19 protein-coding genes and 1 riboswitch are annotated in these 23,220 nt (G+C 72.7%); of the genes, 16 read left to right on the top strand and 3 right to left on the bottom strand.

Features of this window, described 5'->3' with window-relative positions; all coding sequences use genetic code 11:
• Positions 1–81 precede the first annotated feature (81 nt).
• The 3 genes from KME80_RS28350 to KME80_RS28340 are packed head-to-tail and all read left to right on the top strand — an operon-like array spanning position 82 to position 4,384.
• Positions 82–2,121, top strand: a complete 2,040-nt coding sequence (locus KME80_RS28350) for an N-acetylneuraminate synthase family protein (protein ID WP_219509419.1) — start codon at positions 82–84, stop codon at positions 2,119–2,121.
• A 44-nt stretch (positions 2,122–2,165) separates the two neighbouring features.
• Positions 2,166–3,140 (top strand): glycosyltransferase family 2 protein, encoded by a 975-nt coding sequence (locus KME80_RS28345; RefSeq protein WP_219509418.1) that lies wholly within the window; start codon positions 2,166–2,168, stop codon positions 3,138–3,140.
• A complete protein-coding gene (locus tag KME80_RS28340) occupies positions 3,137–4,384 on the top strand; it encodes an alpha-2,8-polysialyltransferase family protein (protein WP_219509417.1) in 1,248 nt (415 codons plus the stop codon). The genes KME80_RS28345 and KME80_RS28340 overlap by 4 nt, the downstream gene beginning before the upstream one ends.
• Here the strand turns inward: KME80_RS28340 and KME80_RS28335 are convergent.
• Both KME80_RS28335 and KME80_RS28330 read right to left on the bottom strand, forming a co-directional pair.
• On the bottom strand, positions 4,363–5,529 hold the full coding sequence (locus tag KME80_RS28335) for a DUF6716 putative glycosyltransferase (RefSeq protein WP_219509416.1): 1,167 nt from the start codon (positions 5,527–5,529) through the stop codon (positions 4,363–4,365). The genes KME80_RS28340 and KME80_RS28335 overlap by 22 nt on opposite strands.
• Positions 5,526–6,479 (bottom strand): hypothetical protein, encoded by a 954-nt coding sequence (locus tag KME80_RS28330; protein ID WP_219509415.1) that lies wholly within the window; start codon positions 6,477–6,479, stop codon positions 5,526–5,528. The genes KME80_RS28335 and KME80_RS28330 overlap by 4 nt, the downstream gene beginning before the upstream one ends.
• Before the next feature lie 97 nt (positions 6,480–6,576).
• On the opposite strand from KME80_RS28330, the gene KME80_RS28325 reads away from it, so the two are divergent.
• From KME80_RS28325 to KME80_RS28270, 12 genes are all read left to right on the top strand, one after another.
• Entirely contained in the window at positions 6,577–7,392 is an 816-nt protein-coding gene (locus KME80_RS28325; protein ID WP_219509414.1) for an aldo/keto reductase, read from the top strand.
• 52 nt (positions 7,393–7,444) lie between these two features.
• The gene (locus KME80_RS28320; protein WP_219509413.1) at positions 7,445–8,398 is read left to right on the top strand and encodes a Gfo/Idh/MocA family protein; all 954 of its coding nucleotides are present in this window, start codon (positions 7,445–7,447) and stop codon (positions 8,396–8,398) included.
• Positions 8,399–8,512: 114 nt separating this feature from the next.
• Positions 8,513–8,650, top strand: a riboswitch (cyclic di-AMP (ydaO/yuaA leader).
• Positions 8,651–8,662: 12 nt separating this feature from the next.
• Positions 8,663–9,370 (top strand): CHAP domain-containing protein, encoded by a 708-nt coding sequence (locus KME80_RS28315; RefSeq protein ID WP_219509412.1) that lies wholly within the window; start codon positions 8,663–8,665, stop codon positions 9,368–9,370.
• 153 nt (positions 9,371–9,523) lie between these two features.
• On the top strand, positions 9,524–9,961 hold the full coding sequence (locus KME80_RS28310; protein ID WP_219509411.1) for a YciI family protein: 438 nt from the start codon (positions 9,524–9,526) through the stop codon (positions 9,959–9,961).
• A 1,003-nt stretch (positions 9,962–10,964) separates the two neighbouring features.
• The gene (locus KME80_RS28305) at positions 10,965–12,194 is read left to right on the top strand and encodes an RNA polymerase sigma factor (protein ID WP_219509437.1); all 1,230 of its coding nucleotides are present in this window, start codon (positions 10,965–10,967) and stop codon (positions 12,192–12,194) included.
• A 268-nt stretch (positions 12,195–12,462) separates the two neighbouring features.
• Positions 12,463–13,797 carry an ABC transporter substrate-binding protein gene (locus KME80_RS28300; RefSeq protein WP_219509410.1) on the top strand — a complete coding sequence of 445 codons (1,335 nt, stop codon included), beginning with the start codon at positions 12,463–12,465 and terminating at the stop codon, positions 13,795–13,797.
• A gap of 81 nt (positions 13,798–13,878) precedes the next feature.
• Entirely contained in the window at positions 13,879–14,832 is a 954-nt protein-coding gene (locus KME80_RS28295) for a carbohydrate ABC transporter permease (protein WP_219509409.1), read from the top strand.
• Entirely contained in the window at positions 14,829–15,680 is an 852-nt protein-coding gene (locus KME80_RS28290; RefSeq protein ID WP_219509408.1) for a carbohydrate ABC transporter permease, read from the top strand. Before KME80_RS28295 ends, KME80_RS28290 begins: the two co-directional genes overlap by 4 nt.
• Positions 15,677–17,086 carry a GH1 family beta-glucosidase gene (locus KME80_RS28285; protein ID WP_219509407.1) on the top strand — a complete coding sequence of 470 codons (1,410 nt, stop codon included), beginning with the start codon at positions 15,677–15,679 and terminating at the stop codon, positions 17,084–17,086. Before KME80_RS28290 ends, KME80_RS28285 begins: the two co-directional genes overlap by 4 nt.
• Positions 17,067–18,068, top strand: a complete 1,002-nt coding sequence (locus KME80_RS28280) for a LacI family DNA-binding transcriptional regulator (protein ID WP_219509406.1) — start codon at positions 17,067–17,069, stop codon at positions 18,066–18,068. Before KME80_RS28285 ends, KME80_RS28280 begins: the two co-directional genes overlap by 20 nt.
• A 52-nt stretch (positions 18,069–18,120) precedes the next feature.
• On the top strand, positions 18,121–18,948 hold the full coding sequence (locus KME80_RS28275) for an aldose 1-epimerase family protein (protein ID WP_219509405.1): 828 nt from the start codon (positions 18,121–18,123) through the stop codon (positions 18,946–18,948).
• Positions 18,949–18,964: 16 nt separating this feature from the next.
• Positions 18,965–19,960, top strand: a complete 996-nt coding sequence (locus KME80_RS28270) for a phosphotransferase family protein (protein WP_219509404.1) — start codon at positions 18,965–18,967, stop codon at positions 19,958–19,960.
• Here the strand turns inward: KME80_RS28270 and KME80_RS28265 are convergent.
• The gene (locus KME80_RS28265; protein WP_219509403.1) at positions 19,904–22,174 is read right to left on the bottom strand and encodes a M64 family metallopeptidase; all 2,271 of its coding nucleotides are present in this window, start codon (positions 22,172–22,174) and stop codon (positions 19,904–19,906) included. The two genes, KME80_RS28270 and KME80_RS28265, sit on opposite strands and share 57 nt — an antisense overlap.
• Positions 22,175–22,251: 77 nt before the next feature.
• Here KME80_RS28265 and KME80_RS28260 point away from each other — a divergent pair, with 77 nt between their 5' ends.
• Positions 22,252–23,181, top strand: a complete 930-nt coding sequence (locus tag KME80_RS28260) for a LysR family transcriptional regulator (RefSeq protein WP_219509402.1) — start codon at positions 22,252–22,254, stop codon at positions 23,179–23,181.
• Positions 23,182–23,220: the final 39 nt, after the last annotated feature.

The raw sequence follows: 23,220 nt of genomic DNA, 5'->3' as shown, positions 1-23,220 counted from the left end.
GAAAGTTCAGGACGGGGACGCTGCCAGTTCAATCGGTCCCTCTAGCTTCTGGGTGCAACCCGTAAGCATGGAGGAGTCACGTTGCGAGTCCTGGCCGTAGTTCCCGCCCGCGGAGGTTCGGCGGGCGTACCCCTGAAGAACCTCGCGCCGGTCGGCGGGGTCCCGCTGGTGGCCCGCGCGGTGCGCGCCTGCCTGCGGGCCGAGCTCGTGGACGAGGTCGTGGTGTCCACCGACCATGCCGGGATCGCGGAGGCCGCCCGCCGGGCCGGCGCGCGCGTCGTCGACCGGCCCGAGGAGCTGAGCGGCGCGACCGCCTCCAGCGAGTCGGCGGTGCTGCACGCGCTCGACACGCTCGGCGAGGACCCCGAGGTGGTCGTGCTCGTGCAGTGCACCAGCGCGTTCATCGACCCCGAGGACCTGTCGGCCGCGGTGCGGCGGGTCCTCGACGGCGAGGCCGACTCCGTCGTGTCGGGGCTGCCGACGCACGAGTTCCTGTGGACCGGCAACGGTTCCGGCATCAACCACGACCCGGCCGTGCGCCGCCGCCGCCAGGACCTGGAGCCGCAGTACCGCGAGAACGGCGCCTTCTACGCGATGCGCACCGAGGGGCTGCGCGAGCACGGGCACCGCTTCTTCGGCGCCATCGCCGTCCAGCCGGTGCCGCCGCAGCACGCGATCGAGGTCGACAACCCCGAGGACCTGGAGCTCGTCCGGGCGCTCGCGCCGTTCGTCGACGCGCCCGAGCCGATCGACGTCGACGCCGTCATCACCGACTTCGACGGCGTGCACACCGACGACCGCGCCTACGTCGACTCCGACGGGCGCGAGATGGTGCTGGTCAGCCGCTCCGACGGGATGGGCGTGTCGCTGCTGCGCCGCGCCGGGGTCAAGGTGCTCGTCATGTCGACCGAGCACAACCCGGTGGTGGCCGCGCGGGCGCGCAAGCTCGGCGTGCCGGTGCTGCAGGGCCTGGCCGACAAGCGCACGGTGCTGCGCGACTGGCTGGCCATCGAGGGGCTCGACCCGGCCCGCGTCGCCTACGTCGGCAACGACGTCAACGACCTGGGCCCGATGGCCGAGGTGGGCTGGCCGGTCGCGGTGCCGGACGCGCACCCGCGCGTGCGCGCCGCCGCCCGCGTCGTCCTCACCAAGGTCGGCGGCGACGGCGCGGTGCGCGAGCTGTGCGACCGGGTGGTGGCCGCCCGGCCGGAGCCCGAGCCCGCCCCCTCCCCCGCGCCCCGCCGCACGTTCGGCCCGGTCGCGATCGGCGACGTGCTGGTCGGCGACGGCGAGCCGGTGTACGTGATCGGCGAGATCGGCATCAACCACAACGGCGACCTGGACGTGGCCCGCCGCCTCATCGACGTGGCCGCCGACGCCGGCTGCCAGGCGGTCAAGTTCCAGAAGCGCACCCCGGCGATCTGCGTGCCCGAGGAGCAGAAGGGGCAGATCAGGCAGACGCCGTGGGGCGAGATGACGTACCTGGAGTACAAGGAGCGCACCGAGTTCGGCCGCGACGAGTACCGGCAGATCGCCAAGTACTGCGACGAGCGGGGCCTGCACTGGTTCGCCTCTCCGTGGGACGTGCCGTCGGTGGAGTTCCTGGAGGAGATGGACGTCCTGGTGCACAAGGTGGCCTCGGCCGGCGTCGCCGACCACGAGCTGCTGCGCGCCCTGGCCGCCACCGGCAAGCCCGTCATCCTGTCGACCGGCATGTCCACCCTCCAGGAGATCGACCGGGCCGTGGAGATCCTCGGCACCGACCGGCTGATCATGATGCACGCCACCTCCACCTACCCGCTGCCGCCGGAGGAGGCCAACCTGCGCACGATCACCACGCTCAAGGAGCGCTACGGCGTGCCGGTCGGCTACTCGGGGCACGAGCGCGGCCTGCAGATCTCGCTGGCCGCGGTCACGCTCGGCGCGGTCTGCGTCGAGCGCCACATCACGCTCGACCGCACCATGTGGGGCTCCGACCACGCCGCCTCCCTGGAGCCGGCCGGGCTGGAGCACCTGGTGCGCGACATCCGCGTCATCGAGCAGGCCCTGGGCGACGGCGTCAAGCGCGTCTTCCCCGGCGAGGAGGCCCCCAAGGCCCGGCTGCGCCGCGTCACCGTCTGACCCTTCTGGCCCGTACGGCCGCGCGGCCGTACCTGGAGACCGCATTGATCACACTCTCGGTCGTCGTGCCGATCCGCGACGGCGAGCGCTTCATCGCCGACGCGCTCGCCTCGCTGTGCCGCAACGCCCGGCGCGACTTCGAGTTCATCGTGGTCGACGACGGGTCGGTGGACGCCACCGGCGCGATCGTCGACGACTTCAGCGCCGACCTGCCCGGCCTGTCCGTGATCCGCAACCCGGCTCCGCTCGGGCTCGCGGACGCGCGCAACGCCGGGCTGTCGGCCGCCTCCGGCCGGTACGTCACGTTCATGGACGGCGACGACTGGCTGGCCCCCGGCTACCTGGCACGGCTCGTCGAGGCCATCGAGGGGCTCGGCTGCGACTTCGTACGCGCCGACCACGTCCAGGTGGAGGGCCGCAAGCGGGTCGTGCACCGCGCCCCGCTGGCGCGGCGCGGCGCGGTGCTCGACCCTCGCGACGCGATCCTGCCCGCCGGGGTGCGCACCATGGTGGACTACCCGTACGCGTGGGCGGGCGTCTACCGCCGCTCACTGCGCGACCTGCTGCACTTCCCCGGATCGCTGCACACGGCCGAGGACCGGCCGTGGATCTGGCGGCTGCACCGGGAGGCGGCGACGTTCGCCGTGGTGTCGCTGGCCGGGGTGTTCTACCGGCGGCAGGTGGCCGGATCGCTCACCCAGGTCGGCGACGAGCGGCAACTGCACTTCTTCGACGCCTTCGAGCTGGTGTTCAAGGACCTGGAGGAGGAGTTCCTGCCCAAGGCGGTGCGGAACTTCTGCGCCCTGCTCGCCCACCATCTGGAGATCGCCGACCGGTTCACCCCCGCGCTGCGGGCCCGCTTCGAGGAGCGCGGCGCGCAGCTCGCCGGCTCGCTGCCGGTCGAGCTGGTGGCCGAGGCCGCCTCCGGCATGTCCGCCTCGCGCGAGGCCACGCTGCGGACCCTGCTGCCCGGCCTGCCCGCCGGTTCCCGCCATCGCCGCGATCGGGAGGACCCATGACCACGGTGTTCTACGCCTCGACCCTGTTCGGCGCGATGTCGCTGGCGGCGGCGATCGACGACGGCCGGTTCGGCGGCGGGCGCGCCGTCCTGCTGGTGTCGTCGAACGGCGCCGTGCCGGAGGCGGCCACGCCGCTCGACGCCACGCCGGGCTTCGCCGCGCTGCGCTCCCGCTTCGACGAGGTGCACTCGTGGAACGAGCTGATCGCGCCGCTGCACCCGTCGGACTGGCGGGCCCGGGTGATCGAGGTGCCCATGCTGGAGCGGCTCATCGGCGCCCGGCTCGGGCTGGAGCGGGTCGACGAGCTGGTGCTGGAGTCGATCGCGGTGCCGCCGGCCCGCACGATCGCCGGGCTGGTGCGCGACTGCCCCATCACCGTCTACTCCGACGGGCTGATGAGCTACGGCCCGACCCGCGACCCGCTGCCCGCCGAGATCTTCCGCCGCGTCACCCGGCTGCTCCACCTGGACCTGGTGCCCGGCCTGGAGCCGCTGCTGCTCAGCGAGTACGGCGTGCCCGCCGAGACGCTGCCGCAGGAGGCGTTCCTGGCCGTGGTGCGGGAGGTGGCGGCGACGGCGCCGGACATGATGGCGGCCGGGGCGCTGATCCTCGGCCAGTACCTGTCGGCGCTGGACATCGTCACCCCGCAGGAGGAGGCGGAGCTGCACGAGGCGATGCTGCGGGGCCTGGTGGCGCGTGGCCACACCACGGTCGCGTTCAAGCCGCACCCGGCGGCGGGCCGCCGGCACGCCCAGCTCCTGCGGGCCGCGGCCGAGCCGCTCGGCGTGCGGCTGATCGTGGCCGGCGAGAGCGTGCCGGCCGAGGTGTGCTTCGCCGCGCTGCGGCCGGAGCTGGTCGTCGGCTGCTTCTCGACCGCGCTGATGACCGCGCGGCGCTACTTCAGCCTGCCGGTGGCCACGTACGGCACCGGCCTGGTGCTGGAGCGGCTGGCCCCGTACGAGAACAGCAACCGGGTCCCGGCGACGATCGCCGACGCGCTGCTGCCCCGGCTGTCGGCCGACGGGAGCGTGGAAGCGCCGCCCCGGCTGGACGTGACCGCGCTGGTGCGCGCGGTGGGCTACTGCATGCAGGCCGACGCTTACCCGGAGCTGCGGCCGGAGACGCTGGAGTTCGATCCGCGCTACTTCAAGAGGAAGCGGCTGGAGAGTCTCGGCCTGGCCGAACGGCCCAGCGCGATGGGCCGCTTCCGCAGGAAGCTGTCTCAGGTGAGAGCCTTCAGGTAGCGGCGCACCCGCCGCTCGGCCCGCCGGCCCGCGCGCAGCATGTTCGGCGGCACCTCGACCCGCAGCCGGGCGCGGCGGCGGGCCGCGGCGTGCTCCGGCCCGTCGAGCAGCGACCTGGCCGGCACCCTCGGCCGGGAGACGACCAGCCCGGTCAGCAGGCCCGTCCAGTCGTCGCGCCCGGCCGGGTGGAAGTAGTTGGCGGCGGTCCAGCGCGGCTCGGCCCGCCGGAAGTCGCCGCGCGCCAGGTCGTCCAGGGTGCCGAGCAGGCCGCTGCCCTCGAACACCAGGTTGATCATCTCGGCGTTCACGCCGAAGTCGCTGAGCACGATGAGCGGCACGTCCTGCGCGATCGCCTCCAGCGCGGCCGTCGAGCTGACGGTGACGAACCCGGCCGCGTGCGCCAGGTGCTCGCGCATCGAGCCCGCCTCGAACCGCAGCCGGCCCGGCTCGCCGAGCTCCCGCCAGAGCCGCTGGTAGTGGTGGCGCTCGCGGTGTGTCTGCTGCTCGTCCTCCAGGGCGCGCAGCTTCACCACCACGTCCAGGTCGGGCCGCGCCGCGGCCAGCTCGGCCAGCCCGCGCAGCACCCGCTCGCGCTCCTCGCGGGCGCGCGGCACCTTGGCCTGGGTGGCGAACACCACCCGGTCGCCGCCGCCGCGCCCGGGGGCCGGGCGCAGGAACGGCAGCCTGGCCAGCCCGACCGCCCCTCCCCCGCCCAGCCGGGCGGCCACGGCGGCGAACTCGGCCACCTCCCGCTCGCTGTGCACCACGAACAGGTCGCAGCCGCTGCGGTAGATCCACGCCTTGTCCGTGGCCGGCACCGAGATGCCCGGCAGCCCGGTGACGAACACCGGCCGGGGCCGCAGCCCGTCGAGCACGCCCGAGACGAGCACGTCCACCACCGGCCCGGTGCACGCCACGAGGATCGCGTCCGGCCTGGACCGTTCCGCCAGCCGGCGCACCGCCCTGGCCGTCAGCACCGGCGGCGCGGGCAGCTCGCCCACCGCCGCGGCGATCTGGTCGGCGGACGGCGCGATCGGCGTGCGCACCACGACGAGCTCGCTCGCGCAGCCCGCCGGCAGGTCGCCGAGCAGGCAGGCCGCCCATTTCAGATACGAGTCGGAGTCGGCTATCGCCAGCACCCTCACCCGGTCACTCCTGTCACTTCCGTCAGATGCGTGCGCAGAGCGGGGGCCGCTCTGCTGGTCCACCAGTCGTCGGGCACCTCGACGGGCTCCACCGCCACCCCGCGCGGGCTCAGCAGCACGCGCAGCGAGGAGATCGCGGTGGACGGCAGGCTGAGCACCCGCTGCCCCGGGTCGAGGCCGCGCAGCCGCAGCTCGGCGGGCAGCCCGGCCTCGTGCACGGTGATGCCGGGACGCTCCCGGATCAGCGCCACGTCCACCGGGTCCTCGCGGCGGTGCGGGTAGTAGGCGAGCGGCTCGCGCGCGGCCAGCTCGGTCAGCCAGGTCAGGTAGCGGTCGCGGCGCACCAGCCCGTTGCGCACCAGCGAGGTGCCGAGCACCACGGTGCGCTCCGCCGGGCCGGGGTCGCTCGGCGGCTGGCCGCGCAGCCAGGCGAAGTCGTGGCGCACCAGGTCGACGCCCGCCTCGGTGACCGCCTTGTCCAGCTCGCGGGAGACCGGCAGCGCGGTGAACACCGTCACCCGGCCGGCGCGCAGCCTGAGGGCCGCGGCCAGCCCGAGCGCCGTGCGCAGCAGCCCGGGGTGGGCGCGCGCCCGCAGCAGGGGCCGGTACGGGCCCGCCGCCAGCAGCTCCAGCAGCCGGATCGTGGCCAGCCCGTCGTCGACCACGACGACGCGGCCCGGATGGGCCGTCAGCCAGCGCAGCTGCACCTTGCCGGAGAACGCGTCACCGACGGCCGACGGCCGGCGCGGCATGCGCTCGCGCGGCTCGGCCAGCTCCAGGCCGTCGGGCAGCGGCAGGCGGCGCAGCTCGCGCCGCGTCACCCGCAGCGCGCGCAGCCCCGCGCGCGGCACGACCTCGGCCGACGGCCCCAGCAGCCCGGCATGGTGGGCCTCGACGGCGCACAGCATCTGGAGCGGCGACTCCACCCAGGCCGACGCCCGTTTGACCACTGATGTTCTCCCAGCCAGGTGATGGCCCGTTCACGACCGCTTCAAGCTAGCCCGGGCGGCTTAAGCCGCTCGGAACGGCACGTGAACAATGGAGGGTATGAACTCGCTACGGCTATACAGAGACGGCGTGGAGATCCCGCAGCTGGGGCTCGGCGTCTGGCAGGTGCCCGACGACGAGGCGGAGCAGGCGGTCACGACCGCGCTCGCATGCGGCTACCGCCACATCGACACCGCCAAGCTCTACCGCAACGAGGCCGGCGTCGGGCGGGCGGTGCGCGCCTCCGGCATCCCGCGGGAGAAGCTGTTCGTCACCACGAAGCTGTGGAACAACGACCACGACCGCGCCGAGCAGGCCTTCGAGGAGAGCCTGGGCAGGCTCGGCCTCGACTACGTCGACCTCTACCTGATCCACTGGCCGGCGCAGCGGCAGGACAAGTACGTCCAGGCGTGGCGCGCGCTGGAGAAGGTCTACCGGGACGGCCGTGCCAAGGCCATCGGCGTGTCCAACTTCACCGTCGAGACGCTGGAGCGGCTGCTCGACGAGGCCGACGTGCCGCCGTGCATCAACCAGATCGAGCTGCACCCGTACTTCCAGCAGCGCGAGCTGCGCGAGTTCCACGACAAGAACGGCATCCTCACGCAGGCCTGGAGCCCGCTCGGGCAGGGCAAGGGGCTGCTGTCGGAGCCCGCGCTGGCGGTGCTGGCCGACAAGCACGGCCGCACGCCCGCGCAGATCGTGCTGCGCTGGCACATCCAGCTCGGCAACATCGTCATCCCCAAGTCCGTCACGCCGGCGCGGATCAAGGAGAACATCGCGGTCTTCGACTTCACGCTCGACCGGGAGGACATGGCCGCCATCGGCGCCCTGAACGCGGGCCGCCGGCTGGGCCCGGACCCGGACGTGTTCCCGTGAGGTGAAACCGGTCAGGTTTCGCGTCCGCGGATGAATCAGTACGATCTTCCGCGTGCGAGATCTAGCGTGGGGCATCGCGGCGACGGGCGGCATCGCCAGGACCGTGGGGGCGGTCATCGCGGCGGAGCCGGGCATGCGGGTGGCCGCCGTCGGCTCCCGCGACCTGGGCCGGGCCAAGGCGCTGGCGGCGACGCTGGGCGCCGAGTCCGCCCACGGCTCCTACGCCGAGCTGTGCGCCGACCCGGCCGTCGACGCCGTCTACGTGGCGACCCCGCACGCCCAGCACCTGGAGGTGGCCGAGGCCGCGATCGCGGCGGGCAAGGCGGTGCTGTGCGAGAAGCCGCTGGCGGCGAGCCTGGCCGACGCCGAGCGCATGGTCCGCCTGGCCCGCGAGGCCGGGGTCTTCCTGATGGAGGCCATGTGGATGCGGTTCAACCCGCTGGTGCGCATGCTCAAGGACGACCCGCGCTTCGGGGAGATCCGCTCGGTGCGGGCCTCGTTCGGGTTCGCGCTGCCGTACGATCCCGCGCACCGGCTGTGGGCGCCCGAGCTGGGCGGGGGCGCACTGCTCGACCTGGGCATCTATCCCCTGGGGCTGGCCCAGCTGTTCCTCGGCATGCCCGAGTCCATGCACCTGACGGGCGCGCTGGCGCCCAACGGGGTCGACGCGGAGGCGGGCGGGGTGCTCGTCTACCCGGGCGGCCGGCGGGCGCTGGTCGACACCTCGCTGCTCGCGCACTTCCCCAACTCGGCCAGCATCGTGGGCACCGGGATGCGCGCCGACCTGGACGCGCCGTTCTGGGCGCCCCGGCGGGTGGTGCTCAGCGGGCCGTCGATGGAGACCGAGGAGCACGAGCTGGACCCGGCCGACAACGGCTACGCCGGGGAGCTGCGCGAGGTGCGGGACGCGCTGGCCGAGAACCGGACCGAGAGCGCGATCATGCCTCTTGACGAATCCCTTGCCATGATGGGGCTCCTGGCCGACGCGCGCGGGCAACTCGCCTAGCTGCAACTTTATCGACTTGTAATGCCTTGGCGGATGTATTACCTTATGGCGCATTCGCGGCTTACGTCCGGTTTGTCCGGTCGTTGCCAACCATCGCACAACACTCACAGGATCGTCCTGTGACCGCTGAATCCGCCTTGCGCGGAGCCGGGGACCCATGTCCTTTGGGGTGAATCGGCACCTTGTGTGCCGTAGGGCAGCTTCCACGCCCGAACCCGTCAGCTAACCCGGTAAGCGGCATGGAAGCAAGGAGTAATCCCCTCGATGGCGAAGCACCGTCTTACCCGTGCCCCGAAGAAGCTTCACCCCCGCGCCGGCGCCTCCCTCAGCGCCACCCTCGGCGCAACCGTCCTGGCCGCCGGACTCGGCGCCGGGATGACCACCGCACTCCCCGCCCAGGCCGCCGAGCCCGGCCACCAGGTCGAGACCCAGACCATGTCCGAGTCCACGCAGACCAGGGCCGGCGCCAACCAGGTCAACGTCACCGCCTCCCAGGTCCTGGCCCTGGCCAAGGCCCAGGTCGGCACCTCCGAGAACGCCTACGGCGGCGGCACCAAGTTCCAGGAGTGGTACGCCAGCTCCAAGCGCGCCCTCGAGACCGTCGCCCGCGACGGCGGCAACCCCAGCGCCTACCTCAACGCCCCCTGGTGCTCCATGTTCGTCTCCTGGGTCGGCGAGCAGACCGGCGCCCGCCCGCAGGTCGGCTGGGACGCCTACACCGTCACCCACGCCAAGTGGTTCGCCGCCAACGGCCGCTGGGGCACCGAGGCCAAGCCCGGCGCCGTCGTCTTCTTCGCCTGGAACGGCAGCAAGAGCATCAGCGCCATCCAGCACGTCGGCTTCGTCGTCAAGGACAACGGCGACGGCACGATCTCCACGATCGAGGGCAACACCGGCAACGGCAAGGTCGAGGAGCGCGTCCGGCCCAAGTCCCAGGTCGTCGGCTACGGCTACCCCTCGTACGCCGCCTGACCCTCCCCCTGGCGAAGCGCGCGCCCCTCCCCCGGGCGCGCGCTTCCGCGCTTTCTCCCCTCCCCGTGTCGATCCGGCCCCCTCCGGGACGACGCACAGGTGTGGCAGGCTCGCCGGGAGCCCGCTTCACCGCCTGGACGAGGAGAACGCACCGTGAAATTCCTGATCGTCGGCAAGGCCAGCGAGGAGACCGAGGCCGGCGCCCTGCCGAGCCAGGAGCTCGTCGACAACATGACGGCCTTCAACGAGTCGCTCGTGAAAGCGGGCGTCCTGCTCGCCGCCGAAGGGCTCCACCCCAGCTCGCGCGGCGCCCGCATCGCCTACAGCGGCGGCAAGGCCCGCGTCATCGACGGGCCGTTCGCCGAGGCCAAGGAGCTCATCGCCGGCTTCTGGCTCATCCAGGTCAAGTCGCGGGAGGAGGCGCTCGAATGGGCCCTGCGCGTCCCCGTCCCGCCCGGCCACGACGGCATCGGCCTGGACGTCTGGCAGGTCTTCGACCCCTCGGACATGCCCGAGACCTCCCTGACCCCCGAAACCGCCCAACGCCACGCCGTCATCCGCGCCACCCTCGACTCCCCACCTGAGCCCTGACCATCCGATAGCGACGCCCCAGCGGGAGGCGACCCCGCTGCGGCGGCCTCCTCCCCGAAGGCCGCACCCCGCCGGGGCAGAGGCGGAAGCCCCAGATGGCGGCAGCCCCGGAAGGGTGACCGCCGGAAGGGGCGCCCCCGCCCCGAAGGCCGCGCTCCCGCCGGCCAGGCGGGAAGCCCCAGGATGGCGGCAACCCCGGGAGGGGGCGGCCCCTCGGAAGGGGCACCCCGGGCAGTCCGGCCCTCTGGCGGCCTCCGCCGAGGCGGCCCCACCCCACCAGAGGCCCCCCGCGGAGCGGCCCGACCGCACCGGCGGCCCACGCCCCGGACGGCCCAACCCACCGGTGCCCCAGGCAGTCCGGCCCTCTGGCGGGCTCCGCCGAGGCGGCCCCACCCCACCGGCGACCCCCGGCGGAGCGGCCCGACCGCACTGGCAGCCCACGCCCGGACGACCCACCCGCACCGGTGCCCCAGGCTGGCGGCCTCCGCCGGGGCGGCCCGACCGCACCGGCGGCCCACGCCCCGGACGGCCCACCCTCACCGGCTCCCGGGCCCGCCCCCTCAGTTGGGCTCGGCCCGGGGGCGCGGCCCCACCGGCGGCGCGCACCCCGGACGGCCCGGCCCCATCGGCAGGCCGGACCCAGCCCCTCCGGTGCCCGGCTCCCGGGGGCGCGGCCCCACCGGCCGCCCGTACCCCGGACGGTCCGACCCCGTTGCTGGGCTGGGCGGTGCTGGTGGGTTGTGGGCCCGCGTGGTGCGGCGCAGCCGCCGCCTCGTGGGAACAGCCGCCGCCTCGTGGGAAGCCGCCGCCTCAGGGAGGCGTGCCCCCCACGGATCGGCAGGGGCCGTGTGGCGAAAGGGGTGCGTCCCACGAGAGAGCGCTTGGGTTGCGAGTAAGCGGGTGGGGCTGTTGTCATGGGCGGGTGACGGCGTCGGAGACTCATCGGGCCATTGAGGCGGTGTGGCGGATCGAGGCGGCCCGGGTGATCGCCGGGCTGGCCGGGATGGTGCGTGACGTCGGCCTGGCGGAGGAGCTGGCGCAGGACGCGCTGGTGGCGGCGCTGGAGCAGTGGCCGCGGGAGGGGGTGCCGCGCAATCCGGGCGCCTGGCTGATGACCGTGGGCAAGCGCCGGGCGGTGGACATGATCCGGCGGCGGGAGCGGTTCGAGCGCAAGCTGGTCGAGCTGGGCCGGGAGCTGGACGACGAGACGGAGCTGCCGGGCGTCGAGGAGATCGAGGACGACCTGCTGCGGCTGGTGTTCACGGCGTGCCATCCGGTGCTGTCGACGGAGGCGCGGGTGGCGCTGACGTTGCGGGTGCTGGGCGGGCTGTCGACGGACGAGATCGCGCGGGCGTTCCTGGTGCCGGAGGCGACGATGGCGCAGCGGGTGGTGCGGGCCAAGCGGACGCTGGCGGAGCGCGGGGTGCCGTTCGAGGTGCCGGAGGGCGCTGAGCTGGCGGATCGGCTGTCGTCGGTGCTGGAGGTCATCTACCTGATCTTCAACGAGGGCTACTCGGCGACGGCGGGTGACGACTGGATGCGGCCGGGGCTGTGCGAGGACGCGCTGCGGCTGGGGCGGGTGCTGGCCGGGCTGATGCCGAAGGAGGCGGAGGTGCACGGGCTGGTGGCGCTGATGGAGATCCAGGCGTCGCGGGCGGCGGCGCGGGTGGGGCCGTCGGGCGAGCCGGTGCTGCTGCTGGAGCAGAACCGGGCGCGCTGGGACCGGCTGCTCATCGGCCGCGGCCTGGCGGCGCTGGCGCGGGCCGAGGAGCTGAGCGGGGACCGGGGCGGGGACCTGGGCGAGGCTGCGGGCGGGGATGCGGGCGGGGATGCGGGCGGGGATGCGGGCGGGGGGATGGGGCCGTACACGTTGCAGGCGGCGATCGCCGCCTGTCACGCGCGCGCGCTGACGGCGGAGGAGACCGACTGGGCGCGGATCGCGGCGCTGTACGAGGAGCTGGCGCGCCTGTCGCGCTCGCCGGTGGTGGAGCTGAACCGGGCGGTGGCGCTGGCGATGGCGTACGGCCCGGCGGTGGGGCTGGAGCTGGTGGACCAGATCGCAGGGGAGCCTGCGATGCGCGGCTACCACCTGCTGCCGAGCGTGCGCGGGGATCTGCTGTTCCGGCTGGGCCGGCTGGCGGAGGCGCGGGCGGAGTTCGTGCGGGCGGCGGGGCTGACGCGCAACGGCCGGGAGCGGCGGCTGCTGGAGGAGCGTGCCCTGGCCTGCGGCTGATCCGCGCCGCCGCCGGGGTGGGCTGCCCGGAGTGGTGTGGAATAGGTGCGCATGAGATGGGAGCGCTCCCAAAGGGCTATATGAGCCCTTTAAGGTGAAAAATCCGCTTCTAGTGGCCCGAAACACCCCATAGGTAACGGTTGAGTTTCGGGACGTTGACGTCCGCACGCCGTACGGGCACTCTTTGTGGGAGCGCTCCCAAAGACCTTCCTCTCGCGGCTCACCCCGCGATGCACCTCCCACGATCCACACCCAAAAGGGGTACGGAATGACGAACCACAAGCGCTTTGCTGTTTCCGGTGTCATGGTCGCGGCGCTGGCCGTCGCGACGGCCGCGTGTGGCGGCGGCGGCACGACGACGCCGGCCGGGGCCGGTGAGACGACGGCGGCGGCAGAGCCTGTCACGATCAATGTGCACACCTTCGGCGGTGGCGAGAACTTCGGTTACGACGCCGCCGTCGAGAAGTGGAACGCCGAGCACCCGAACATCCAGATCAAGTACACGAACCTGACCGACCGGTTCGAGGACGTCTACCTGCCGCAGCTGCTCCAGCGCCTGCAGGCGGGCAGCGGCGCCGGCGACATCGTCGGCATCGACGAGGGCGCGATGGGCCTGATGGCCGCCCGGCCGCAGTTCTTCACCGACCTGGGCGAGCACGGGCTGCAGGACCGCAAGGCCGACTTCCCGGCGGCCAAGTGGGAGGCGGGCGTCAACGCCGACGGCAAGCTGTTCGCGCTCGGCACCGACATCGGCGGCATGACCATGTGCTACCGCAAGGACCTGTTCGAGAAGGCGGGGCTGCCGACCGACCGTGAGGAGGTCGCCAAGCTCTGGCCGACCTGGGACGCGTACCTGGAGGCCGGCAAGAAGTTCCAGGCCGCCAACAAGGACGCCAAGTGGATGGACGGCCCGAACACCATCTACAACGTGATCCTGTCGCAGGAGGCGCCGAAGAACGGCAACGTCTCCTACTTCGACAAGAGCAACCAGCTCGTGCTGGAGACGAACCCGGCGGTCAAGACGTCCTTCGACTGGGTGCAGAAGTTCAGCCAGCAGGGCCTGACGGCCAAGCTGCAGGCGTTCAGCCCGCCGTGGAACAAGGCCATCAAGGGCGGCGACTTCGCCACCATGGGCTGCCCGTCGTGGATGCTCGGCGTGATCTCCGGCGCGGCCGGTGACGAGAACAAGGGCAACTGGGACGTCGCGGCCGTGCCGGGCGGGTCGGGCAACTGGGGCGGCTCCTGGCTGGCCATCCCCAAGCAGACCAAGCACCCGAAGGAAGCCGCGCAGGTGCTCAACTACCTGACGGGCAAGGAGGGCCACGTGGCGGCCTTCAAGGAGGCGGGCGCGTTCCCGAGCTCCATCCCGGCCCAGCAGGACCCTGAGGTGGCGGGTCTGAAGAACGAGTACTTCAACGACGTGCCGACGGGCGAGATCTTCGCGGCCTCGGTCAAGGACCTGCAGCCGGTGTTCCTCGGCGAGAAGCACGCCCAGGTCAAGACCTCGGTGGAGAAGGTGCTCGAGGGCATGGACCAGGGCGCCATCGGCTACGACGAGGCCTGGACCAAGTTCGTCGAAGCGGGCGTCAAGGCAGCCGGCTGACGGCTCGCCTGAAGGAAACGGGTGGCGTCCTCCCCCGCGGCGGACGCCACCTCACTCCCGCCCCGGCTCGAAAGGCCCTTCATGACTCTCCAACTCGCGCCGCCGCGGCACGCGTCCGGCAGGCGGGCGGCGCCCAGGCGGCGTATGGCCCGCTTCGACATCAAGGGGATGCCGTATCTCCTGGTGTCCCCTTACTTCCTGCTCTTCGCCGTATTCGGGATCTTCCCCCTGGTCTACACGCTCTGGCTGTCGCTGCACGACGCCGAGCTGGCCGGGGACCGGACCTTCGCCGGCCTCGGCAACTACGCCGAGCTGATCGCCGACGCCGAGTTCTGGAACGCGGTGTTCAACACGGTCGGCATGTTCGTGCTGGCCACCGTCCCGCAGCTGATCCTGTCGCTGGTGCTGGCCAACGCGCTGAACAAGAGACTGCGCGGCCGGCTGCTGCTGCGCCTCGGCGTGCTGCTGCCGATGATCACCTCGGTGGTCGCGGTGGCCGTCATCTTCAGCCAGCTCTACAGCCGTGACTACGGCCTGTTCAACTGGGCCCTCGGCCTGGTGGGCATCGAGCCGATCGCCTGGCAGAACGAGAAGTGGTCGTCCTGGATCGCCATCGCCACGATGGTCGACTGGCGCTGGACCGGCTACAACGCGATCATCCTGCTCGCCGCGATGCAGACGATCCCCAAGGACCTGTACGAGGCCGCCGCCATCGACGGCGCGTCGGCCCGGCGGCAGTTCTGGCAGATCACGCTGCCGATGCTGCGCCCGACGATCGTGTTCGTGGTCTTCATCTCCACCATCGGCGGCCTGACGCTGTTCACCGAGCCGGTGACGTTCGAGGGCGAGCAGATGATGACCGGCGGCACCACCGGCCAGTACCAGACGGTGGCGATGTTCATCGTGGAGCAGGCCTTCCGGGGCAGCTTCGAGATCGGCTACGCCTCCGCGGCGGCCTGGCTGCTGTTCGTGCTGATCCTCATCGGCACGATGATCAACTACTTCTTCACTCGCCGCATCGGGGGTGCGCGATGACCGCCGGACAACCGACCGGCCGCCTGTGGGAAGCGGGGGCTCTCACCAAGGTCGTGCTGGCCGTGGCCCTGCTGCTGTCCGCCTTCCCCATCTACTACATGTTCATCATGGCGACGCGGACGAACGACGACGCGCTCGACGTGCCGCCGCCGCTCCTGCCCGGCGGCCACCTGGGCGAGAACGTCGAACGCCTGCTCACCACCGAGGACGCGTACTTCATCACCGGCCTGGTCAACTCGGCGATCGTGGCCACGACCGTCACAGTGTCGGTGGTGCTCATCTCGACGCTGGCCGGGTTCGCCTTCTCCAAGCTGCGCTTCCGCGGCTCGAAGGTGCTGCTCGGCGTGATCCTGGTGACGATGATGGTGCCGCTGCAGCAGATGGGCATCGTCCCGCTCTACGAGCTCATGGTGACGCTCGGCTGGACCGGCAAGCTCCAGGCGGTGATCCTGCCGTTCCTGGTGAACGGGTTCGGCGTGTTCATGATGACGCAGTACGCCTCCCAGGCGGTGCCCGACGAGCTGGTCGAGGCGGCCCGGGTCGACGGGGCGTCCACGATGGGCATCTACCGCAAGGTCATCCTGCCGGCGCTGCGGCCGGGCATGGCGGTGCTCGCGCTGCTGGTCTTCATGCAGACGTGGAACGAGTTCATGTGGCCGCTCATCGTGCTGCTGCCGGAGAACCCGGTGGTGCAGACCTCGATCGCGGCGCTCAACCAGGCGCACGGCACCGACTACGTGATGCTGTTCGCCGGCACCGCGGCCTCGGTCCTCCCTCTCTTCGTGGTTTTCGTGCTGTTCGGCCGGCAGATCGTCGGCGGCCTGATGGAAGGTGCGGTCAAGGCGTGACGACTCAGGAGGAGCAGACCCGCTCCGAGCTGCGATTCCCCACCGGGTTCGCGTGGGGTGCGGCCACCTCTGCCTACCAGATCGAGGGCGCGGTGACGGCCGACGGCCGCGGCGTCTCCATCTGGGACACGTTCACCAGGACGCCGGGCAGGGTGGTCGGCGGCCAGCACGCGGACGTGGCCATCGACCATTACCACCGTTACCGCGACGACGTGCGGATCATGGCGGACCTGGGGCTGAGCTCCTACAGGTTCTCCGTGTCGTGGCCGCGCGTCCAGCCGTACGGTTCGGGACCCGTCAACCACAAGGGTCTCGACTTCTACAAGCGACTGACGGACGAGCTCCGCTCGCACGGCATCGATCCCTGGCTGACGCTCTACCACTGGGACCTGCCCCAGGCCCTGGAGGACAAGGGCGGCTGGCCGGAGCGCGACACCGCGCTGCGCTTCGCCGAGTACGCGGCGGCGGTGCACGACGCGCTGAAGGATCACGTGCACACGTGGAGCACCGTCAACGAGCCGTGGTGCGCGGCCTTCCTGGGTTACGCCTCGGGCGAGCACGCTCCGGGACGCCGCGAGCCCGAGAACGCGATCCGGGCCGCGCACCACCTCAACCTCGCCCATGGACTAGGGGTCCAGGCCATGGGCGCCAGGCGGGTGGGGGGTTGCGTCAACCTGTACGCGATCACCCCGGCCACGGCCAGTGAGGCTGACCAGGACGCCGCCCGCCGCATCGACGGGCTGCAGAACCGGTTCTTCCTCGACGCGCTGCTGACGGGCCGCTATCCCCAGGACGTCCTGGACGACCTGGGGATGGACCTGTCCTTCATCGAGGACGGCGACCTCAAGACCATCAACGCGCCCATCGACGTGCTGCTGGTCAACTACTACAGCCGCTTCACCGTCTCCGGTGAGGCCGGCGGGAAGGCGTCGGCCTCGGCCGCGCCGACCGAGACGGGCTCGCCGTGGATCGGCAGCGAGCACGTGTCGTTCGTCAACGGCGGCCGGCCCGTCACCTCGATGGGCTGGGAGATCGACGAGGACGGCCTGGTCGAGGTGCTGCAGCGGGTGGCGCGCGACTATCCGCCGGTTCCGCTGGTGGTCTCGGAGAACGGCGCGGCCTTCGACGACGTGCTGGAGGACGGCCGGGTGCGCGACACCGAGCGCCGTGACTACATCGAGGCGCACCTGCGCGCCTGCCGCACGGCGATCGACTCCGGCGTGCCGCTCGAGGGCTACTTCGCCTGGTCGCTGATGGACAACTTCGAGTGGGCCTGGGGGTACGGCAAGCGGTTCGGGCTGGTCCGCGTCGACTACGAGACGCAGCAGCGGGTGCTGAAGGACAGCGCGATCTGGTATGCCGAGATCATCCGGCAGAATAGGGCCCATGAACCGACCGACTCTTGAGGCAGTCGCAGCTCGGGCCGGCGTCGGCCGGGGCACCGTGTCGAGAGTCATCAACGGCTCACCCAACGTCAGCGAGAAGGCCCGCGAGGCGGTCCAGCAGGCCATCCAGGAGCTGGGTTACGTGCCCAACCGGGCGGCCCGCGCGCTGGTGACGCGGCGCACCGACACGGTGGCCCTGGTGGTGTCGGAGTCGGAGTTCCGGGTGTTCGACGAGCCCTACTTCGCCGGCACCATCCGGGGCATCGGCTCGGCGCTGACCGAGACGGGGCTGCAGCTCATCCTGGCGATGGCCCGCTCGCGGCAGGAGCACGCCCGGCTGGAGCACTACCTGACCGGCCAGCACGTCGACGGCGTGCTGCTGCTGTCGCTGCACGGCGACGACCCGCTGCCGGGCCGCCTGGAGGCGATGGGCGTGCCGACCGTGCTGGGCGGCCGGCCGGTCGGTCCTGCGACCCCCTACAGCTACGTCGACATGGACAACAGGGCGGGGGCCCGGCAGGCGGTCAAGCACCTGCTGGGCCTCGGCCGCGGCCGGATCGCCGCCATCGCCGGGCCGCAGGACATGGGCGTGGGCGTCGACCGTCTGTCGGGCTACCGCGACGCGGTGCTGCCGACGGGCCTGCCGGAGCTGGTGGCCTACGGCGACTTCTCCGAGGAGAGCGGCGAGTCGGCCATGGCCGAGCTGCTGGCCGCCCATCCCGACGTCGACGCGGTGTTCGCCGCCTCCGACCCGATGGCGCTGGGCGCGATGCGGGTGCTCAAGGCGGCGGGCCGGGCGATCCCGGAGGACGTGGCGGTGATCGGGTTCGACGACTCCAAGGCCGCGCTGCACGCCGACCCGCCGCTGACCACCGTGCACCAGCCGATGGAGGCGATGGGCCGGCAGATGGCGCTGCTGCTGGTGGCCCGCATCAACGGCGAGGAGCTGCGCCAGCCGGTCGTCATCCTCGACACTCACCTGGTGCGCCGCGAATCCGCCTGACCTGCCGATATCATTTCCGAAACCGTTTACACCAGTCGAGAGGACGTCTGTCGTGCCTCAGCTTGTCGGCGGGGGCTACACCGCTCAGGTGAGCCGCCGCGGAGCCGCGCTCAGGACACTCAGGCACGGCGAGCGCGACCTGGTCACCTCCTGGCCCGAGGGCGGGCCGGTGCCCTACTTCGCGGGCACGATCCTGGCGCCGTGGCCCAACCGGGTGGGCGGCGCCCGCTACACCTTCGAGGGCCGCACGCACGAGCTGGCGGTGACCGAGCCGGAGCGCGGCCACGCCATCCACGGGCTGGTGGCGCGTGACGACTGGGAGATCGCCGAGGCGGGCGGCTCCCGGGTGCGGCTCACGTACCGGATCGACGGCGCGCCCGGCTATCCGTTCACGCTGGAGCTGGCGGTGACGCACGAGCTGGGCGAGCGGGGGCTGACCACGACGGTGCTGGCCCGCAACGCGGGCGAGCACGACGCGCCCTACGGGTGCGGGCCGCACCCGTGGCTGCTCGGCGACGAGCTGGAGGTGCCGGCGGCCAAGGTGCTGCTGCCCGACGACGCGCTGCTCCCCCGCGAGCTGGCGGACGTCTCCGGCACCCCGTACGACTTCACGCGCGTCCGGGCGGTGGACGGCGCGGTGGTCGACCACGCGTTCACCGGCCTGGCGCGGGGCGAGGTGCGGGTCGGCGGGGTGCGGCTGACGTGGGACCCGGCGGTGCTGCCGTGGGTGCAGGTGTGCACCAGCCGTCAGCTCGGCTACGAGGGCGTGGCGGTGGAGCCGATGACGTGCCCGCCCGACGCGTTCAACTCGGGCACCGACCTGGTGGTGCTGAAGCCGGGCGGCGAGCACGAGGCGCGCTGGACGATCGGCGCGGCCTGAGGCCACACTTGCTCGCGTGGACAGCAGGACGAAACGCCGCTTATCCCCCGCCGAGCTCGACGCCCTGGCCCGCCGCGCGCTGGGCGCCGGGGTCGTGGGGCACACCGAGCTGACCGACGGCTACGCCAACGCCGTGTGGCGGCTGCGGCTGGACGACGGCCGCGAGGTGGTGTGCAAGCTGGCGCCGCCGCCCGAGCTCGACCAGCTCAGCTACGAACGCAACCTGCTGCGCATGGAGGCGGCCGCGTACGAGCTGGTGGCGGCGGCCGGGGTGCCGGTGGCGGCGCTGCTGCGGGCCGGGTTCGACGATCCGGTGCTGGGCGGCGACTACCTGATGCTGTCCGCGCTCGACGGCGTGTCGTGGAACGACGCGCGGCCGGGCAACGAGGACGAGCTGCGGCGCGAGCTGGGCCGGCTGATGGCCCGCTTCAACTCGGTGACCGGCGAGGTGTTCGGCTACCCGCACGCCGGGATCACCGGCGCGACCTGGCGGGAGGCGTTCCTGGCGATGGCGGGGGCGCTGCTCGGCGACACCGGGCGCTACCCGACGCCGCTGCCCGCGCCGCCCGGCCGGATCATGGAGGTGCTGGAGGCGGCCTCGCCGGTGCTGGACGAGGTGACGACGCCGCGGCTGGTGCACTTCGACATCTGGAAGGGGAACGTGTTCCTCGACGTGTCGGGCACGCCGCGCATCCAGGCGATCATCGACCACGAGCGGGCGTTCTGGGGCGATCCGCTGGCCGAGTTCGTCACCCCGACGATCTTCGGGGAGCTGCGCGAGGACGATCCGATGCTGGCCGGGTACCGCGAGGTGCGCCCGCTGGAGCTCACCGCGTCCGCGCGTACCCGGCTCGACCTCTACCGCGCCTACCTGTCGCTGATCCTGCTGGTGGAGAACGGACCCAGGCAGTACCCCGAGGAGGAGTACGCCCGGATCCGCGACGCGGCGTTCAGCTCACTGGGCGAGCTGCTGGATCGCCTCGTAGCTCCCGCCCCTGGGGCCCTCGCGTAGGTCGCGGCACTGGCCGCCGCCCGCGCCGGTGACCCGGTTCGGCACGCCCAGGTCCGCCGGGGCGGGGGTGTTGCCGGTGCAGGAGAGCGCGCCCTTGACCGTGGTGCCGGACACGGCCGGGGCCGTGTTGCGGGTCAGCGAGGCCGCGCCGCGCAGCTCGGCGCCCACGACGGTGAGCGTCCCGGTCCGGTCGGCGGTCAGCGCGCCGTCCACGCGGGTGCCCAGCAGGTGCAGCTCGGCGGCGCCGGAGGCGGTGAGCGTGCCGGAGATCCGGCCGCCGTCGGCCACCAGCGACGCCCCTGCCCGCACCTGGACCGGCCCGGTGACGGTGGCGCCGTCGAGGCAGGTCACGCCGCCGGTCACGGTGAGCGGGCCGCGGTGGGCGCCGGTGACCGTGCGGGTGCAGGCGGGGGGCGGCGCGATCGTCGTGACGGTGAACGACTTCGCCTTGCCCGCGTTGCCCGCCGCGTCGATCGAGCGGTACTCGACCGTGTGCCGGCCCCGGGGCAGCTTGCCGTACACGAGGTGGTCGATGACCGTGCCCTCCTCGGTGAACGTCCACGGCAGCTCCGAGGAGGTCGGCCAGCCGAAGTAGTTGAACCAGCCGTCGCCGTCGACCCGCGACTCCGAGACCACGTACCCGTCGCGGTCGTCGTCGCCGGTCAGCCGCATCGAGAACGGGCCGTTGTAGACGTAGGTGTCGCCGGACCTGACCAGCGGCTCCGACAGCTCGTAGCCGGTCGCGGGGGCGACGGCGTCGACCGTCCAGGTCAGCGTGTCGCCGCCGAGGCTCGCGGTGAGCCGGTGCGTGCCGGGGCTCAGGTCAAGCTCGCCCAGGTCGAGGTCGGTGCCGCCGTCGCCGACGCGCTCGCCGTCGAGCTCCCAGGCGACCTTCGGCACGGTGTGCGCCGGGTGCGTGGTCTCAACGTATATGACGTCCTCGGCGCCCGCCGGGCGGCCGGTCGGGGTGGAGGAGGTGAAGCCCGGCTCGACGCCGTCGGGCGGGGTGGTGAGCGTCGTGTCGACGGTCCACGTCCTGCTCGCCGTCAGCGCGGCGCGCACGGCCGGGTCGCGGACGAACTCCGTCGGGTCGGTCACCGTGGCCTTGACCGTGTGGGTGCCGGGGCTGAGGCCGAGCGTGCGCAGGTCGAGCGTGTCGGCGTCACCCGGCAGGTCCTTGCCGTCGACGTTCCAGGTGGTGGTCAGGCTGTGGCTGACCGGGCGCATCGGCTCGACCCACAGCACGCGGTCCGCGCCGACCGGCTGCCCGGACGGGGTGGCGTCCTGCACGACCGCGGTCTTCGCGGTGATGCGCCGGACCATGACCTCGCGGCTGACCTGGTCGAAGTAGTAGCCGAGGGTCTTCATCATCGAGTGCTGACTCGGCCGCCACACGCCCGTCGTGGCGTACAGGCCGCCCTCGTAGCGGGCGATCGGGCCGCCCGACTCGCTGGGCTCGCCCAGCCAGCGCCACCACTTGCGCTGCTGCTCGCGCATCTGCTGCTCGGTCAGCAGCGTGTGGTGCGCCGACGACGGCTCGCCGCCGCTGTAGGCGCCGCCGGGTTCGCCGCGCTGGTAGTAGTCGTACTCGTCCTGCAGCCCGCCCAGTGAGTGGCCCAGCTCGTGCGGGCTGATCAGGGCGGACATGGCGTTGCTGCCCGACGCGGTGGCGTACGAGCCGCCCGCGCCGCCGTACGTGCCGCTGTTGCCCAGGGCGAGGATCTGCCGGTTGCCGGACGTGGTGCCGGCGACCAGGTTGGCGTAGCGGTTGGCGGCGCCGTTGTCCATGGTGATGAGCCGCTGCACGCTGCCGGGGTTGCAGCGGCCCCAGAAGCCCATGCTCAGCGGGGTCGTCCTGCGCGGCGAGGTCAGGTCGGGGTCACAGCTGATGCCCGATTCGCCGGACACGATGTCGACCCGGTAGACGTTGATGTAGTTGCGGTAGGACTTGAACGGCTCGATCGACCACATCACGTTGAGGTGACGGTCGACGTCCTGGCCGAACTTCGCCTGCTCTGACTCGGTGTAGCCGTCGCCCATGACGATCAGGTTGAAACGCTTCTCCGGCGCGCCGGTGACCTGCACGGGCACGACGGTGGCGGCGCCGGGCTCGGCGGCGGACACCGTGGCCGCCACCGTGGCGGTGGTGGCGACAGCCTGGGAGGGGACGTACACGACTGCGGCGGCCAGCACGAGGGCCGCGATTGTGCGCATGCCCAGCACTATCGGCCCGGCCACGCCGGACGTCTCATCCCATAAGGGCATAACCCCGGCGTGATACCTTCTGCCGGATGAAGCTGGAGCTGCGGCATCTGGAGACGCTCCGGACCATCGCCGACCAAGGCAGCGTCACCAGGGCCGCCGCCGCGCTCGGCGTCTCCCAGCCCGCGCTCACCGCCCAGCTCCGCCGCATCGAGGGGGTGCTCGGCGGGCTCGTCTTCGCCCGCGACCACCGCGGCGTCACCGCCACCCCGTTCGGCGAGTTCGTGCTGGCCAGGGCCCGGGTGGTGCTCGCCGGCGTGGACGACCTGCTCGCCGCCGGGCCGTACGAGCTCGCCGGGCAGGCCGTGCGCGTCGGCAGCTTCGAGCACCCCGTCGTCGTGCCGCTCGTCGCCAACCTGATGCGCGCCTTCCCCGAGGCGCGCATCACCCTGCAGACCGAGCACTTCGTCCGCGTCCTGGTCGACATGGTCGCCAACGGCCGGCTCGACGTCGCCCTCGTGGCCGACTACCCGGGGCACGAACTGCGCCCCCAGCCCTCGCTCGGGCTGGAGGCCGTGGCCGTCGAGCCGGTGTTCGTCGCCCTGCCCGCCGCCCACCCGCTCGCCTCGCGGGAGGAGGTCGAGCTCGCCGACCTGGCCGGCGAGCCGTGGGTGCTGCCGCCGCCGGACGGGCTCGGGTGGCCCGAGCACCTGCTGGACGCGTGCGGGCGCGCCGGCTTCACGCCCCGCGCCCGCTACCAGCTCATCGGGGCCGGGGTACGCGGCGAGCTCATCGGCGCCGGGCACGCGGTCTCCGCCTGCCAGGCGCTGCACGACCCCGGGCCCGGCGTCGTCGTGCGGCCGCTGGCGGGCAACCCGCTGTGGATGCGGCAGGTGCTCGTGTGGCGCCCGGGGTTCGCGGCCCACGTACCGGCCCTGCTGGACAGCGCCCGCGCCGCCCACGCCGCCGTCGCCGCCCGCCGCCCCCCGTACACCACCTGGCTCACCCGCCAGCCCTGACCCGCCACCCGGCCCGCGGGCGCCGGGGCCCGTCCGCGC

Source organism: Nonomuraea ceibae, assembly GCF_019396325.1.
In the GTDB taxonomy this organism is placed as follows: Bacteria; Actinomycetota; Actinomycetes; order Streptosporangiales; family Streptosporangiaceae; genus Nonomuraea; species Nonomuraea ceibae.
The sequence above is the reverse complement of the archived record's forward strand: the minus strand, read 5'-3'. Positions and strand labels throughout refer to the sequence as shown.

What these genes read in the sequence shown, in the direction of transcription:
- KME80_RS28340 (WP_219509417.1), top strand. Translation starts at nt 3,137, where the DNA reads ATGACCACGGTGTTCTACGCCTCGACCCTGTTCGGCGCGATGTCGCTG.
- KME80_RS28325 (WP_219509414.1), top strand. Translation starts at nt 6,577, where the DNA reads ATGAACTCGCTACGGCTATACAGAGACGGCGTGGAGATCCCGCAGCTG.
- KME80_RS28315 (WP_219509412.1), top strand. Translation starts at nt 8,663, where the DNA reads ATGGCGAAGCACCGTCTTACCCGTGCCCCGAAGAAGCTTCACCCCCGC.
- KME80_RS28305 (WP_219509437.1), top strand. Translation starts at nt 10,965, where the DNA reads ATGGTGCGTGACGTCGGCCTGGCGGAGGAGCTGGCGCAGGACGCGCTG.
- KME80_RS28300 (WP_219509410.1), top strand. Translation starts at nt 12,463, where the DNA reads ATGACGAACCACAAGCGCTTTGCTGTTTCCGGTGTCATGGTCGCGGCG.
- KME80_RS28295 (WP_219509409.1), top strand. Translation starts at nt 13,879, where the DNA reads ATGACTCTCCAACTCGCGCCGCCGCGGCACGCGTCCGGCAGGCGGGCG.
- KME80_RS28290 (WP_219509408.1), top strand. Translation starts at nt 14,829, where the DNA reads ATGACCGCCGGACAACCGACCGGCCGCCTGTGGGAAGCGGGGGCTCTC.
- KME80_RS28280 (WP_219509406.1), top strand. Translation starts at nt 17,067, where the DNA reads ATGAACCGACCGACTCTTGAGGCAGTCGCAGCTCGGGCCGGCGTCGGC.
- KME80_RS28265 (WP_219509403.1), bottom strand. Translation starts at nt 22,174, where the DNA reads ATGCGCACAATCGCGGCCCTCGTGCTGGCCGCCGCAGTCGTGTACGTC.
- KME80_RS28260 (WP_219509402.1), top strand. Translation starts at nt 22,252, where the DNA reads ATGAAGCTGGAGCTGCGGCATCTGGAGACGCTCCGGACCATCGCCGAC.